The sequence below is a fragment of the Streptomyces sp. NPDC052043 genome (assembly GCF_044548235.1).
Classification (GTDB): Bacteria; Actinomycetota; Actinomycetes; order Streptomycetales; family Streptomycetaceae; genus Streptomyces.
The window spans coordinates 90,302-104,578 of sequence record NZ_JBIUBT010000006.1 but is presented as its reverse complement, the minus strand read 5'-3'; the positions used below and the strand labels follow the sequence as shown (position 1 = coordinate 104,578).

At 73.4% G+C, this 14,277-nt stretch carries 13 protein-coding genes; all 13 read left to right on the top strand.

All coding sequences use genetic code 11. The features are described from left to right. Positions 1–7 precede the first annotated feature (7 nt). The 13 genes from pyrE (at position 8) to ACIHCX_RS17250 (ending at position 14,274) form a co-directional block, all read left to right on the top strand. Complete coding sequence (pyrE, locus tag ACIHCX_RS17310; RefSeq protein WP_400030160.1) at positions 8–556, top strand: orotate phosphoribosyltransferase; 549 nt, start codon at positions 8–10, stop codon at positions 554–556. 163 nt (positions 557–719) lie between these two features. Next, positions 720–1,751 carry a class II fructose-bisphosphate aldolase gene (gene fbaA, locus ACIHCX_RS17305; protein WP_400030158.1) on the top strand — a complete coding sequence of 344 codons (1,032 nt, stop codon included), beginning with the start codon at positions 720–722 and terminating at the stop codon, positions 1,749–1,751. A 146-nt stretch (positions 1,752–1,897) separates the two neighbouring features. After that, the gene (locus ACIHCX_RS17300) at positions 1,898–3,400 is read left to right on the top strand and encodes an MFS transporter (protein ID WP_400030156.1); all 1,503 of its coding nucleotides are present in this window, start codon (positions 1,898–1,900) and stop codon (positions 3,398–3,400) included. A gap of 75 nt (positions 3,401–3,475) precedes the next feature. Beyond that, positions 3,476–3,889: a DUF3151 domain-containing protein gene (locus tag ACIHCX_RS17295; protein WP_400030154.1), complete on the top strand. Its 414-nt coding sequence runs from the start codon at positions 3,476–3,478 to the stop codon at positions 3,887–3,889. A 146-nt stretch (positions 3,890–4,035) separates the two neighbouring features. Then, positions 4,036–4,893 carry a tryptophan 2,3-dioxygenase family protein gene (locus ACIHCX_RS17290; RefSeq protein WP_400030152.1) on the top strand — a complete coding sequence of 286 codons (858 nt, stop codon included), beginning with the start codon at positions 4,036–4,038 and terminating at the stop codon, positions 4,891–4,893. Next, on the top strand, positions 4,886–6,094 hold the full coding sequence (kynU, locus tag ACIHCX_RS17285; RefSeq protein WP_400030150.1) for a kynureninase: 1,209 nt from the start codon (positions 4,886–4,888) through the stop codon (positions 6,092–6,094). The genes ACIHCX_RS17290 and kynU overlap by 8 nt, the downstream gene beginning before the upstream one ends. A 281-nt stretch (positions 6,095–6,375) precedes the next feature. Further along, a complete protein-coding gene (locus ACIHCX_RS17280; protein WP_400030148.1) occupies positions 6,376–7,353 on the top strand; it encodes an alpha/beta hydrolase in 978 nt (325 codons plus the stop codon). Positions 7,354–7,923: 570 nt separating this feature from the next. Further along, positions 7,924–8,823 carry an alpha/beta hydrolase gene (locus ACIHCX_RS17275; protein WP_400030803.1) on the top strand — a complete coding sequence of 300 codons (900 nt, stop codon included), beginning with the start codon at positions 7,924–7,926 and terminating at the stop codon, positions 8,821–8,823. Between the two features lie 25 nt (positions 8,824–8,848). Then, positions 8,849–10,033, top strand: coding sequence for an acyltransferase (locus tag ACIHCX_RS17270; protein ID WP_400030801.1), 1,185 nt, complete (start codon positions 8,849–8,851; stop codon positions 10,031–10,033). Then, positions 10,033–11,463 (top strand): sensor histidine kinase, encoded by a 1,431-nt coding sequence (locus tag ACIHCX_RS17265; protein WP_400030799.1) that lies wholly within the window; start codon positions 10,033–10,035, stop codon positions 11,461–11,463. The genes ACIHCX_RS17270 and ACIHCX_RS17265 overlap by 1 nt, the downstream gene beginning before the upstream one ends. Next, positions 11,460–12,134: a response regulator gene (locus tag ACIHCX_RS17260; RefSeq protein WP_400030146.1), complete on the top strand. Its 675-nt coding sequence runs from the start codon at positions 11,460–11,462 to the stop codon at positions 12,132–12,134. The genes ACIHCX_RS17265 and ACIHCX_RS17260 overlap by 4 nt, the downstream gene beginning before the upstream one ends. A gap of 101 nt (positions 12,135–12,235) precedes the next feature. Next, entirely contained in the window at positions 12,236–13,603 is a 1,368-nt protein-coding gene (locus tag ACIHCX_RS17255) for a sensor histidine kinase (protein ID WP_400030144.1), read from the top strand. Then, positions 13,600–14,274: a response regulator gene (locus ACIHCX_RS17250; protein WP_400030142.1), complete on the top strand. Its 675-nt coding sequence runs from the start codon at positions 13,600–13,602 to the stop codon at positions 14,272–14,274. Before ACIHCX_RS17255 ends, ACIHCX_RS17250 begins: the two co-directional genes overlap by 4 nt. Positions 14,275–14,277: the final 3 nt, after the last annotated feature.

The following is a 14,277-nucleotide window of genomic DNA, read 5'->3' as shown; positions in this document are numbered from 1 at the left end:
GGCTGTCATGAGCGACGTTCGCGGCGAGCTGCTGCAGCAGATCAAGGACAAGGCCGTGGTGCACGGCAGGGTGACGCTGTCGTCCGGCCTGGAGGCCGACTACTACATCGACCTGCGTCGCGTCACCCTCGACGGCGAGGCGGCTCCGCTGGTCGGTCAGGTGCTCCTGGACCTGACCGCCGACTTCGACTTCGACGCGGTGGGTGGCCTGACGATGGGCGCCGACCCCGTCGCGGCCTCCATGCTGCACGCCGCCGCCGCGCGCGGGCGCAGCCTTGACGCCTTCGTGGTCCGCAAGGCCGCCAAGGCCCACGGCATGCAACGGCGCGTGGAGGGCCCGGAGATCAAGGGCCGCCGCGTCCTGGTGGTGGAGGACACCTCCACCACGGGCGGCTCCCCGCTCACCGCCGTCGAGGCGGTGCGCGAGGCGGGCGCCGAGGTGGTCGCCGTGGCGACGATCGTCGACCGGGCCACCGGCGCGGCCGAGAAGATCAGTGAGGGCGCCGGGGTGCCGTACGTCTTCGCGTACTCGAAGGACGACCTCGGACTGGACTGAGGCGGGCCCGGGTCCGTAGCGCGTGACCCGGTCGTCCACCGGCCGGGCAGGGTGTCCGACACATCCGGCAACGTCTGCGAAGATGGGGCCGACGATGACGTCACTCCCTAGGTCAGGGCCGTAAGTACGCAGAACGCACCCCGCACATACAAGGAGCGGACAGATGCCCATCGCAACCCCCGAGGTCTACAACGAGATGCTCGACCGGGCGAAGGCAGGCAAGTTCGCCTACCCGGCCATCAACGTCACCTCCTCCCAGACCCTGAACGCGGCCCTGCGCGGCTTCGCGGAGGCGGAGAGCGACGGCATCGTCCAGATCTCCACGGGTGGTGCGGAGTTCCTGGGTGGCCAGTACAGCAAGGACATGGTCACCGGGGCCGTCGCCCTGGCCGAGTACGCGCACATCCTCGCCGAGAAGTACCCGGTCAACATCGCTCTGCACACCGACCACTGCCCGAAGGACAAGCTCGACGGGTACGTGCGTCCGCTGCTCGCGATCTCCGAGGAGCGCGTCAAGAGCGGCCGCAACCCGCTGTTCCAGTCCCACATGTGGGACGGCTCCGCGGAGACCCTCGCCGACAACCTGGCGATCGCTCAGGACCTGCTCGTCCGCACCGCCGCCGCCCGGATCATCCTCGAGGTGGAGATCACCCCGACCGGTGGCGAGGAGGACGGCGTCACCCACGAGATCAACGACAAGCTGTACACCACGGTCGAGGACGCGATCCGCACCGCCGAGGCCCTGGGCCTGGGCGACAAGGGCCGCTACCTGCTGGCCGCCTCCTTCGGCAACGTGCACGGCGTGTACAAGCCGGGCAACGTCGTGCTCCGCCCCGACCTGCTGAAGGAGCTGAACGAGGGCGTCGCGGCGAAGTACGGCCGCCCGGCCGGCAGCCAGCCGTTCGACTTCGTCTTCCACGGCGGCTCCGGCTCCACGGAGGAGGAGATCCGCACGGCGTTGGAGAACGGCGTGGTGAAGATGAACATCGACACCGACACCCAGTACGCCTTCACGCGTCCTGTGGCCGACCACATGTTCAAGAACTACGACGGCGTCCTCAAGGTCGACGGCGAGGTCGGCTCCAAGAAGACCTACGACCCGCGCACCTGGGGCAAGCTGGCCGAGGCGTCGATGGCCAAGCGCGTGGTGGAGGCCTGCGGCAACCTCCGCTCAACCGGCACGAAGATCAAGTAACTCCCGGTTCCTCGGGTTCCTTTGGTTCCTCCAGTTCCTTCGGTCCCTCTGGTTCCTCCGGTTCCTTCCGACGGGCCCGGTGCTGCGGCACCGGGCCCGTCGTGTGCCCACTGGCTCAGGGCCGGCCGGCGCGGGATGATCCCCTCATGGCTGTCACCGCACAGCACGCCCCCGTCGTGAGGATCTCCAGTCCCACCGGCCGCTGGATCCTGCTCACCACCGTGCTCGGCTCCAGCATGGCCCTGCTGGACTCGACCGTCGTCAACGTCGCCCTGCCCCGCATCGGCCGCGACCTGCACGCGAACCTCGCCGCGCTCCAGTGGACGGTCAACGCCTACCTGGTCACCCTGGCCGGCCTGATCCTCCTCGGCGGCTCACTCGGCGACCGCTACGGCCGCCGCAAGGTCTTCGTGCTCGGCGTCGTCTGGTTCGCCGCCGCCTCCCTGTGCTGCGGCCTCGCCCCGAACGCGACCGTCCTGGTCGCCGCCCGCGCCCTGCAAGGCGTCGGCGGCGCCCTTCTCACCCCCGGCTCGCTCGCCCTCATCCAGGCCTCCTTCCATCCGGACGACCGCGCCAGGGCCGTGGGCCTGTGGTCCGGCTTCGGCGGCATCGGCGCGGCCGTCGGCCCGTTCCTCGGCGGCTGGCTGGTGGCCGGGCCCGGCTGGCGCTGGGTCTTCCTGCTCAACATCCCACTGGCCCTGGTCTGCGCCCCCGTCGCCGTACGCCACGTCCCCGAGTCCAGCGACCGCGCCGCCCACGGCCGCTTCGACGTGCTGGGCGCGGCCCTCGGCGCCCTGTCCCTGGCCCTGGTGACGTACGCCCTGATCGAGGCGCGTGGCGGCACCTGGGTCGTCGCCCTGACCGCCGCCGCGGGCGTGCTCGCCGCCGTCGCCTTCGTGTACGTGGAGAAGCACCGCCGAGATCCGATGATGCCGCCGGACATCTTCGCCTCCCGCCAGTTCACCGCCGTCAACCTGGTCACCCTGTGCGTGTACGCGGCCTTCGGCGGTTTCTTCTTCCTCACCGCCCTGCAACTCCAGGTGGTGTCCGGCTACTCACCGCTCGAGGCGGGTACCGCCCTGCTCCCGACGACCGTCCTCATGCTGCTGTTCTCGGCCCGCTCGGGTGCCCTCGCCGACCGCATCGGGCCGCGCCTGCCGCTCACCGCCGGACCGCTGCTGTGCGCGGCGGCGCTGCTGCTGATGCTGCGGGTCGGCGCGGGGGCGGACTACCTCACGGACGTGCTGCCGGCCCTGCTGGTCATGGGCGCGGGCATGGTCACCCTGGTCGCCCCGCTCACCGCCACCGTGCTCGCCTCGGTGGACACCTCCCGCGCCGGTCTTGCCAGCGGCATCAACAACGCGGCCGCCCGCGCGGCCGGCCTGATCGCGGTGGCCGCGCTGCCGCTGCTGGCCGGGATGGGCCCGGAGGCCTACCGCTCGGCGGACGCCTTCGACGCCGCGTTCCGCCGGGCCATGCCGATCTGCGCGGCGGTCCTGGTGGTGGGGGCGGTCCTCGCCTTCGCCACCGTCCGCCGTCCGGCCAAGGGCTGCTGCCGGCCCGAGTGCCGCACCCACGGCAGTGTGACGACACCGCCGCTGGAGACGGGGCGCGGGGGTGCGGCCTCCGGCACCGAACCGGCCGCGTGAGCCGTGGAACGGGCCGTTCCGCGGCGGCCGGGAGCAGCCGTCACCGCTCACGGGCCATGCAGCAGACTGGACCCCATGACCATTCACGAGAACCTCCTGGGCGGTCCGCCGCCCACCCACCTTCCCGACGACCCGGAGCCGCGTGAGCTCCTCGCGACGGGAACCTCGCCGGCCGAGGTGGCGGCGCGGTACCCGGCGTCGTCGCTGGCCTGGGCGCAGCTGGCCGACGACGCCTTCGAGCGGGGGGCGGCCGTGGAGTCGTACGCGTACGCCCGGACGGGCTACCACCGCGGTCTGGACGCCCTGCGCCGCAGCGGTTGGAAGGGCCATGGCCCGGTCCCCTGGGAGCACGAGCCCAACCGCGGCTTCCTGCGCGCCCTGCACGCCCTCGCGCGCGCCGCCCACGCGATCGGCGAGCAGGAGGAGTACGAGCGCTGCACGCAGTTCCTGACGGACTCCTCGCAGACGGCCGCGCACACGCTGGGCTGACCCCGTACGCACGCGAGGCCCGCCGGCGCGACCGGGCGGGCCTTGCGATCTGTGCACGTGATGCGCAGGATGCGGATGGGGACCGGGGCCCCCGTGCCGGCATCGGCAGGGGCGGACCGCTACCCGGAGTACTACAGGAGACAGCGATGTCCCAACCGGCTCACCCGACTCCTCAGCCTGCTGAGGCCTCTGAGCCCGAGACCCCGCATCTCGACTTCGCAGGCACCACGCCGTACGAGGACTACGTCAGGGCGGACGTGCTCACCCACCTCCAGCACACCCTCTCCGACGACCCCGGCGAGATGGTCTTCCTGGTCACCACCCAGGTGATGGAGCTGTGGTTCACCGTCATCGTCCACGAGTGGGAGACCGCGGCCCGCGCCCTGCGCTCGGACGACGTGCCGACGGCGGTCGCCGCGCTGAAGCGGTCCGTACGGGAACTCCAGGCGCTGAACGCCTCCTGGACGCCGCTCGCCGCACTCACGCCGGCCCAGTTCAACAGCTACCGCGGCGCCCTCGGCGAGGGCTCCGGCTTCCAGTCGGCGATGTACCGCCGCATGGAGTTCCTGCTCGGCGACAAGTCCGCCTCGATGCTCGTCCCGCACCGCGGCGCCCCCCGCGCCCACGCGGAACTGGAGAAGGCGCTGCACGAGCCGAGCCTGTACGACGAGGTGCTGCGGCTGCTCGCCCGCCGCGGGCACGCGGTCCCGGACGCCGTGCTGCACCGCGACGTGTCGCTGCGCTACGAGCCCAGCGAGGAGGTCGAGGCCGTCTGGACGGCGCTCTACGCCGGTGACCAGGACGACGAACTCGCCCGGCTCGGCGAGGCGTTGACCGACGTCGCCGAACTGGTGTGGCGCTGGCGCAACGACCACCTCGTGGCCACCCGCCGCGCGATGGGCGCCAAGGCCGGCACGGGTGGCTCCGCCGGGGTGGCCTGGCTGGAGAAGCGGGCCCGGAAGAACGTCTTCCCCGAGCTGTGGACGGCGAGGTCCCATGTCTGAGATGACCCTCCGAGCCGAGAAGCTGGACGCCGCCGACGAACTCGCCGGGCTGCGCGACCGGTTCGTCCTCGACGAGGGCGTCTACCTGGACGGCAACTCGCTGGGCGCGCTCCCGGCGAACGTCCCGGACCACATCGGCGACGTCGTACGCCGCCAGTGGGGCGAGCTGCGCATCCGCTCCTGGACGGAGGGCGGCTGGTGGACCGCGCCCGAGCGGGTCGGCGACCGGATCGCCCCGCTGGTCGGGGCCGCGCCGGGCCAGATCGTGGTGGGCGACTCGACCAGCGTCAACGTGTTCAAGGCGCTGGTGGCGGCGGTCCGGATGGCCCGGCAGGACGGTGCGGGCGAGCGGGACGAGATCCTGGTCGACGCGACGACGTTCCCCTCGGACGGGTACATCGCCCAGTCGGCGGCCCGGATGACGGGCTGCGCGCTGCGCCCGGTGACGCCGGCCGAGGTGCCCGGGGCGCTCACTGCGCGCACCGCCGCGGTCCTGCTGAACCACGTCGACTACCGCACGGGCCGGCTGCACGACCTGCCGTCCCTGACGGCCGCGGTGCACGCGGTGGGCGCGTACGCCGTCTGGGACCTGTGCCACAGCGCGGGCGCCCTGCCGGTGGGGCTGGACGAGCACGGGGTCCGCCTGGCGGTCGGGTGCACCTACAAGTACCTGAACGGCGGCCCGGGTTCACCGGCCTTCCTGTACGTCCGCCGCGATGTGCAGGACCGCTTCGACTCCCCGCTGCCCGGCTGGAACTCGCACGCCGAGCCCTTCGGCATGCGGCCCGGCTACGAACCGGCGGGGGGTGCGCTGCGTGGCCGGGTCGGCACCCCCGACATCCTCTCCCTGCTCGCCCTGGAGGCGGCGCTGGACGTCTGGGACGGGGTGCCGGTCGAGGCCGTACGCGCCAAGTCCCTCGCGCTGACGGACTTCTTCCTGGAGTGCGTCGACGCGTACGTCCCCGCCGGACGCGTGGAGTCCCTGACCCCGGCGGCCCACGAGGAGCGCGGCAGCCAGGTGGCCCTGCGCTGCCCGGACGCCGGTGAGGCGATGAAGCGGCTGATCGAACGCGGGGTGGTCGGCGACTTCCGGCACCCCGACGTCCTGCGCTTCGGCTTCACCCCGCTCTACGTCGGGTTCGCGGACGCGGAGCGGGCGGCGCGGGTGCTGGCGGAGGTACTGGCGGAGATGCCGGCGTAGGGGCCGGCCGGCTGATGCGTCGGCTACGCCCGGCTGGCGCGGGCGTAGCCGGGCTCCCGCGGGAGTGCCCGGCTCCTGCGGGAGTGCCCGGCTCCCGCGGGCGTACCGGAACGGAGGTTTCCTGCCGCACGGTCCCGGATCGTGCGGCAGAACCGTTTGGCCTCACCCAGCGTGACATCCCCATGTCGGGGCACGTGACGGGCCTGATACCGTCCCGGCCAACGGTCGGTTGATTTCCATCCCGGACCGCCAAACCCGTTTCACCGCTGAGAGGTTGGAGCATGCCGGAAGCCGACGCCCCCCTCCCCCGAGCGCTCGGGTCCGCTCGGGCGGGGGAGACCCCCACCGCCGCGGAACCGGGGAGCACCCCCGGCCGTGACGCGGCGGCGCGTGCCGCCGCGGAGGAGGAGTCGGTCTTCTCGCATGCGCCCGTCGCACCCGACGGCACGGCCGCCTACGGCGACCACCCCGACCAGGTCGTCGACTTCTACCGCCCGCGCGGTGCGGCCGACTCCTCGGGGCCCGCGCCGCACGCCCCGCTCGTGGTGGTGCTGCACGGCGGCGCCTGGCGGGCCCCGTACGACCGCCGCCACATCACGCCGTTCTCGGACTTCCTCGCCCGCCGGGGCTTCGCCGTGGCCTGCGTCGAGTACCGGCGCGGCAGCGCCACCCCGGCGGCGCCGGGCGAGGACCCGGTCGCGGGCCGCTGGCCGGACACGTTCGACGACGTGGCGGCGGCGCTCGACGCGCTGCCCGGGCTGGCCCGGGAGGCGCTCCCGCAGGCCGACACGCGGCGCACGGTGCTCACCGGCCATTCGGCGGGCGGCCACCTGGCCCTGTGGGCGGCGGCCCGGCATGTCCTGCCCGCGGACGCGCCCTGGCGCACGGACCGTCCCGCCCCGCTGCGGGGCGTGGTCGCGCTCGCCCCCATCGCTGATTTCGCGGTCGCCGAGAAGCTGGACGTGTGCGGCGGTGCGGCCCGTCAACTGCTGGGTGGGGAAGAGGGCTTCGTCGAGCGGCAGCCCTGTGCCGACCCGGCTCTGCTGCTGCCGACCGGCATCGCCACGACCCTCGTCCAGGGGCGCGACGACCTGGTCGTACCGCAGGTGGTCGCGGAGTCCTACACCGAGGCCGCGGCGAAGGCGGGCGAGGTGGTGGGCCTGACCCTCCTGGAGGGCGTCGGCCACTTCCCCCTGATCGACCCGGCGGCCGACGCGTGCGCGGTGGTGGCGGAGGAGATCGCGCAGCTGGCATGGTGACTCCGGCCTTCGTCCCGACCGGGCCCGCGCTTCGACCGGGGCAACCCGGTCGTACCCGTAGTACTTGAGAGCTACGGCCGCGAACACCTCCCTGGCGGGACGCGGGCTACGGCCCCGGATCCGTAACTTCCCTTCCAGATCGGCCCGGTGGCCGGGCGGAGCCGGAGGGGATGAGCCGTGGGGCGTGGACGGGAGAGGCGGGGCAGGGCCGCGAGCCCGGGCGGGGTCGCGGGACCGGGCACGGGGCCGGAGACCGGACCGGAGACCGAACCGGATGCCGGTCTCGGTATGGGGCCGAGTGCCGGCCCGGGAGCGGACCCGAGCGCGGCTCTGGGTGCGGGCTCGCATCCCGGCCTGGGAAGGCGACCGGGGGCCGGTCCGAGTGCTGACCTGGGAGCGGAACCGAGTGCTGGCCCGGGAGTGGGCCTGAGTGCCAGTTCGGGAGCGGACCTGAGTGCCGGTCCGGGAGTGGGCCCGAGGCCCGGCCCGGAGGTGAAGTCGGGCGTCGGGGCGAGGGCAGGCGGATGGCGTCGGGCCCTGCTCGCCCTTCTCGTCACCGGCGCTCTCGTGGTGCCTCTGTCGGCCGCGGCCCGGCCCCGGATTCCCGCGCCCGCCCCGGCGACCCTCGCGCCCCTGACCCGGACCGCCCTCGACGCGGCCTACGGGGCGAACAGCGCCGACGCGGCCCGCGCGTCCGGCATGGCCGCGGCACACGGCGACACGCACCGCGCGGCCGTGGACCGGGCGCTGGCGTCACCCTCTCGTCAACTGCTCTCCTTCGACGGCCGTGGTTCCGGCCGCGTGTCGGAGGTGTTCGGCGACCTGGCGCACGCCGACCGCACTGCGGTCCTCGTCCCGGGTTCCGACACCTCCCTGGACACCTACGACCGCTTCCGGAAGGGCGCACTCGCCCTGTACCAGGAGCTCGGCCGCGAGGCCACGGCCGGTTCGCGCCCGGCGGTCGTCGCCTGGCTCGGCTACGAGACGCCGGGCACGGTCAGCACCACGGTGCTCACCACGGGCCGCGCCGAGCAGGCGGCCCCGCATCTGGGGGAGCTGATACGCGACCTGCGCGCCGTGATGGGGCGGGCGCCGCACATCACCCTGGTGTGCCACTCCTACGGTTCGGTGGTGTGCGGGCGCGCCGCGTCCGGCCTGGACGTGGACGACATCGCCTTCATCGGCAGTCCCGGCACCGGAGCGGACTCCGTGCCCGCGCTGCACACCCGGGCCCGTGTTTGGGCGGCCCGCGGAACCGGCGACTGGGTGGCGAACGTGCCGCACGTCCGCGCCCACCTCTTCGGCACGACCGTCGGCCTGGGCGCCGACCCCATGGACCCCGCCTTCGGCGCCCGCAGGTTCACGGCCGGAAGCGGCGGCCACAGCGCCTACTTCACCCCCGGCTCCCCGTCCCTGACCAACCTGGCCCGGATCGTCCTGGGCGCCACGAGCGAGGTGCAAGGTGACTGACCGCCTCCCAGCAGCACTCACCCGCATACGAGCCTCCGCCCACCGCCTCCACAACCAGACCCCACCGCACCGGGACCGGGCGGTGGACGCCCTGCGGGCCCTCGCCATCCTCGGTGTGGTCCTGGGGCACTGGCTGGTCACGGCCCTGGTCGCCGACACCCGCACCCAGCCCCGCCCCACCCTGCACACCGCGAGCCCCCTCCACTACCTGCCCGCCCTGGCCCCGATCTCCTGGGCGTTCCAGACCCTCGCCGTGTTCTTCCTCGTCGGCGGGCGCGTCGCCACCCGCAGCCACCTCTCGGCCCGCGCCCGCGGCACCAGCTACCCGCAGTGGCTCCGTGCTCGCCTGTCCCGGCTGTTCGGGCCGGTCGCGGCCGTCCTGGCCCTCTGGACGGTCACCGCCACCGCTCTCCTCCTGACCGGCGTGGACCTCGACACGGTCCACACCCTCGTGAAGCTGGCTCTGTCCCCCCTGTGGTTCCTCCTGGTCTTCGCCGTACTGACGGCGGCGACGCCCCTGCTCACCCGGCTCAGTCCCCTGTGGCCCCTGGCCGTCGTCCTGCACGTGGACCTCCTCCGCTTCGGCCTCGGCGCCCCCTCCTGGATCGGCTGGCTGAACCTGCCGGCCGGCTGGCTCGTGCCGTACACCCTGGGCGCGGCCTGGACCCGTGGTGAGCTGGACCGCCGCCGCGCAGGCTGGACGCTGCTCATCTGCGGTGCGACGGCGACCGCGGCCCTCGTCGCCTGGGCGGGCTACCCGGCGTCGATGGTCGGCGTCCCGGGCGCCACGGTCTCCAACCTCAACCCGCCGACACTGGCGGCCGTCACCTTCGGCCTGGCCCAGTGCGGCCTGGCCCTGCTGCTGCGCGAGCGGCTGCGCCGCGCGATGTCCCGCCCGCTCGCCTGGGCGGCGGTGGCGCTGGTCAACCTCTCCGCGATGACGATCTTCCTCTGGCACCAGACGGCCCTGATGGCGACCACCGCCATGGGCCTGCTCGCCGGCCGCCTCCCGGGCCTGCACACACTCCCCGACGGCCCCGGCTGGGTGGCGGCCCGGCTGGCCTGGCTCCCGGTCTTCGCCCTCGCCCTGGCCGTCTGCTGGGCCGCCTTCCGTACCTGTGAGCAGGGCGGTGGCCGGCGCCGTTCCCGGGTGGTCAGGGTCCATCGCCCCGGGACGGCCTCCGCGCCAGACCCTAGAGTGGGCGCGTGATGCCAGGGGAAAGCCGCGTCAGGCACGGGCTGCGGGTGCTGCGCGAGGACCTGTGGACCGCACGGCCGGATCCGCTGCCCCCGTCCGTCTGGCTGCGCTGGCTTCCGCACGGCGTCGTGTGGCTCGTCGCGCTCGTGGTGCTGCTGGGCGCCGCGGGTCACCTTTGGAGCGGCGCGCGGCTGGCCTTCGGCTACGCCTTCCTCGTCGCGCTCGGACAGGCCGGTGCGATGGCGCTGGCCCTGTGGCGGCCCATCCCGGCGTGGTGGCTGTCCATGGCGGCCACGGTGCTGGGAGCGGTGGCCCTGCACGGCCCGCTGGTCGCCGGCGATCTGCACGGCTTTACCTGGCCCTGGACCACGTCCGGGATCATCGCCCACCTGTTCGTCCTGCTGCTGCTCGCCCTGCGGGTACGCGCCCGCGTCGCCGTGGAGGCGCTGGCCCTGACCGCACTGGCCACCTACGTCCTCCAGGGTGTGTGGGGCGCGGCGGACTACCAGTCCACCGGTGTTCTCGCGCTGGCGCTGTTCGCGGTCGTGGTGCTGCTGGGCACGGCCCTGCGCGGCCGCCGCGAGGCCCGCGCGGAACTGGTGCAGCAGACCACGCTCACCGCGGAGGAGCGGGCCCGCCGCACGCTCCTGGAGGAGCGCAGCCGCATCGCCCGCGAGCTGCACGACGTGGTCGCCCACCACATGTCGGTGATCTCCATCCAGGCGCAGGTGGCACCGCACCTCACACCGGACCCCTCGCCGGAGCTGAAGGAGAACCTCCACGGCATCCGGCAGAACGCGCTGGAGGCGCTCGGCGAACTGCGCCGGGTGCTCGGCGTGCTGCGTTCGGAGAACCCCGAGGACCCCTACGGCCTCGGCGAATCCGGCACCAGGGCCGCCCCGGACGCCCCGCAGCCCACCCTCGACCGCCTCGGCGCCCTCGTCGAGAACACCCGCGCCGCCGGTCTGACGGTCACCGTGGACATCGAGGACTCGCGGCGCGAGCAACGTGCGTATCCGCCGGCCGTGGAGCTGTCGGCGTACCGCATCGTCCAGGAGGCCCTGAGCAACGCCCTGCGGCACGCCCCGGGGTCGACGGTCCGTGTGGAAGTCACCCACGTTCCCGACGGCCTGTTCCTGAGCGTGGTGAACTCCCGACCCCGGCGGCCCGTCCAGCCCTCCCCGGGTGCCGGGCACGGCCTGCTCGGCATGCGCGAGCGGGCGACCATGCTGGGCGGGCACGTCACGGCCGCCAGGACACTCCACGGCGGCTTCGCGGTCACGGCCTTCCTCCCCCACGACGGCGTCGCGCCCGCGACCAGCCCGCCCCGCCTGCCCGTCGTCTACACCGACCCGCCCGACACCCCCGTCGTCCACGTCGAACCGCCCGGCGCCGCACCCGCTCCCGGCTCACCGTCCCCGACAGGAGAGGACACTCCATGACGAGCGGCCGCATCCGCGTCCTCATCGCCGACGACCAGCAGATGGTGCGGCAGGGGTTCACCGTGCTGCTCAACACCCAGCCGGACATCGAGGTGGTGGGCCAGGCGGTGGACGGCCTGGACGCCGTCGCCAAGGCCGCCGAGGTCTCCCCGGACGTCGTCCTGATGGACATCCGCATGCCCGAACTCGGCGGCATCGAGGCCACCCGCCGTATCACCACCGCCACCCCGGACATGAGGGTCCTGGTCCTCACCACCTTCGACCTGGACGAGTACGTGTACGAGGCGCTGCGCGCCGGCGCGTCCGGCTTCCTGCTCAAGGACGCCTCCGCGGACCAGCTCGCCGAGGCGGTCCGGGTGATCGCGGCCGGAGACGCGCTGCTGGCGCCGGGGATCACGCGCCGGCTGATCGCGGAGTTCTCCCGGCTGAAGGACGCACCGCGCGCCCCGCTGAAGTCACGCATCGGCGTACTGACCGAACGCGAGACGGAAGTGCTCGCCCTGATCGCGCAGGGCCTGTCCAACGCGGAGATCGCCCGGCACCTCGTCGTCGCCGAGCAGACCGTGAAGACCCACGTGGGCCGCATCCTGGTGAAACTGGGCCTCAGGGACCGCACTCAGGCGGCGGTGTTCGCCTACGAGTCGGGACTGGTCCGCCCCTCCGGGTACTGAGCGCGGGCATCAGGGCGATACCCGTAGTACTTGAGACGGATCGCGAAGGACCCCCTCGAAGGGGACGACCGCGGCCGCCGCCTGCGCCTACCGTTTTCAGCGTGACCGAGACGACGCAGACGCAAGCGACGCCGCCGGACGGCGCCTTCAGTCCGTACAAGCAGCGCAGCCCGGAGTACAGGCTCGCCGAGAAGGTTCTGCGCGGGCTGCGGCAGGGCCTGTTCCATGACGCCTTCGCCTACCGTCCGCTGCGACCCGTGGGTGTCGACGGCCCGCTGGTCCGGCGGCTGCCCGGCCGCCTGCGTCCGTACGCGGCCTGGAGGCGGCACGCCGTGGTGGTGGCGGCCGGCCTGCTGGCGCTGTTCGCCGGCTGGACGAGCGGCATGGACGGCGGGGCGGCCCCGATGACGGGTCTGCTGGCCCTCGCCCCGGTGCTGCTCACCCTGACCCGCCCGGTCGGAGCGTTCTGGGTCTCCCTGATGGCGGCCTTGGTCTCGTCGTGGCTCGCCGGTATCCATGCGAGCTATCCGTGGCAGCCCGGCAGTTACATCGCGCACCTGACGGTGCTCACGGTGGTGGCGATACGCACCCGGCCGCGCACCGCGGCATGGATGTGGGCGGCCACCGCGTTCTCCTCCGTGATCGCCGACGCGCTGTTCGGATACGCCTACGGCAACAACTCGGCGCCCCTGCTGGTCCTCTCCGCGCTCGTCCTCCTCGCCGTCACGGTCTGGCACATACGCAAGGACGCCGAGCAGGAGGTGACCGCCCAGCAGACGGTGACCGAGCACGAGCGCTCCCGCCGCACCCTGCTGGAGGAGCGCACCACGATCGCCCGCGAGCTGCACGACGTCGTGGCCCACCACATGTCCGTCGTCGCCATCCAGGCCGAGGCCGCCCCCTACCGGGTGCAGAACCCGCCGCCGGAGCTGGAGAAGGCCTTTGCCACGATCCGGGAGAACGCGGTGGCGGCCCTCACCGAGCTGCGCCGCGTCCTCGGCGTCGTCCGCGCGGAGGACTACGAGGCCCCGGAGGCCCCGCAGCCCACCCTCGCCGACCTCGGCACCCTGCTGGCGAACGTGCGGGAGGCCGGGCTGACGGTGGAGAGGGTGACGATGGGCGCGGTGCGCGAACTCCCGCAGGGCGTCGAGCTGTCGGCGTACCGGATCGTCCAGGAGGCGCTGAGCAACGCCCTGCGGCACGCGCCCGGCGCGAGCGCCCGCGTCGAGATCGGCTACGTCCTCGGCGGGCTGGCCCTGCGCATCGTCAACGGCCCGCCGCCGGGGCCGTCCCTGCTCAAGCCCTCGCCCGGATCCGGGCACGGCATCACGGGCATGCGGGAGCGGGTGTCGATGCTCGGCGGCGAGATGACGGCGGGCCCGGTCGACGACGGCGGGTACGAGGTGGCGGTGTTCCTGCCGGTCGCCGCGGTGGCCGAGCACACGGACGACGACGAGGCCGGCGCATGAGGGCGGGCACGATCCGGGTGCTGGTCGCGGACGACCAGATGATGGTGCGCGAGGGCTTCTCGGTCCTGTTGAACGCGATGCCGGACATCGAGGTCGTCGGCGAGGCCGTCAACGGCCGCGACGCGGTGGAGCGGGTACGCGAACTGGCCCCGGACGTCGTACTGATGGACATCCGCATGCCGGAGCTGAACGGCATCGAGGCGACCCGCGAGATCGTCGCCGCGGACGGCACGGCGAAGGTGCTGGTGCTGACCACGTTCGACCTGGACGAGTACGTGTACCAGGCGCTGCGGGCCGGTGCCTCCGGGTTCCTGCTCAAGGACGCCTCGGCACGGCAGCTCGCCGACGGGGTGCGAGTGGTCGCGGCCGGCGAGGCGCTGCTCGCCCCCTCGGTCACCAGACGGCTGATCACGGAGTTCTCGAAGCTGACCGAGCCCCCGCGGCTGGCGGCCACCGCGCACGCGGCGTACGGGGAGCTGACCGAGCGGGAGACGGAGGTGCTGGTACTGATCGCACAGGGCCTGTCCAACGGGGAGATAGCCGAGCGGCTGGTGGTCGCCGAGTCGACCGTCAAGACCCATGTCAGCCGCGTCCTGGTCAAGTTGGGCCTGCGGGACCGCACCCAGGCGGCGGTGTTCGCCTACGAGGCCAGACTCGTCACGCCGGGGTGAGCC

Excerpts from the sequence above, each read along its gene's own strand:
- pyrE (WP_400030160.1), top strand. The coding sequence starts at position 8 with ATGAGCGACGTTCGCGGCGAGCTGCTGCAGCAGATCAAGGACAAGGCC.
- fbaA (WP_400030158.1), top strand. The coding sequence starts at position 720 with ATGCCCATCGCAACCCCCGAGGTCTACAACGAGATGCTCGACCGGGCG.
- ACIHCX_RS17300 (WP_400030156.1), top strand. The coding sequence starts at position 1,898 with ATGGCTGTCACCGCACAGCACGCCCCCGTCGTGAGGATCTCCAGTCCC.
- ACIHCX_RS17295 (WP_400030154.1), top strand. The coding sequence starts at position 3,476 with ATGACCATTCACGAGAACCTCCTGGGCGGTCCGCCGCCCACCCACCTT.
- ACIHCX_RS17290 (WP_400030152.1), top strand. The coding sequence starts at position 4,036 with ATGTCCCAACCGGCTCACCCGACTCCTCAGCCTGCTGAGGCCTCTGAG.
- kynU (WP_400030150.1), top strand. The coding sequence starts at position 4,886 with ATGTCTGAGATGACCCTCCGAGCCGAGAAGCTGGACGCCGCCGACGAA.
- ACIHCX_RS17280 (WP_400030148.1), top strand. The coding sequence starts at position 6,376 with ATGCCGGAAGCCGACGCCCCCCTCCCCCGAGCGCTCGGGTCCGCTCGG.
- ACIHCX_RS17265 (WP_400030799.1), top strand. The coding sequence starts at position 10,033 with ATGCCAGGGGAAAGCCGCGTCAGGCACGGGCTGCGGGTGCTGCGCGAG.
- ACIHCX_RS17260 (WP_400030146.1), top strand. The coding sequence starts at position 11,460 with ATGACGAGCGGCCGCATCCGCGTCCTCATCGCCGACGACCAGCAGATG.
- ACIHCX_RS17250 (WP_400030142.1), top strand. The coding sequence starts at position 13,600 with ATGAGGGCGGGCACGATCCGGGTGCTGGTCGCGGACGACCAGATGATG.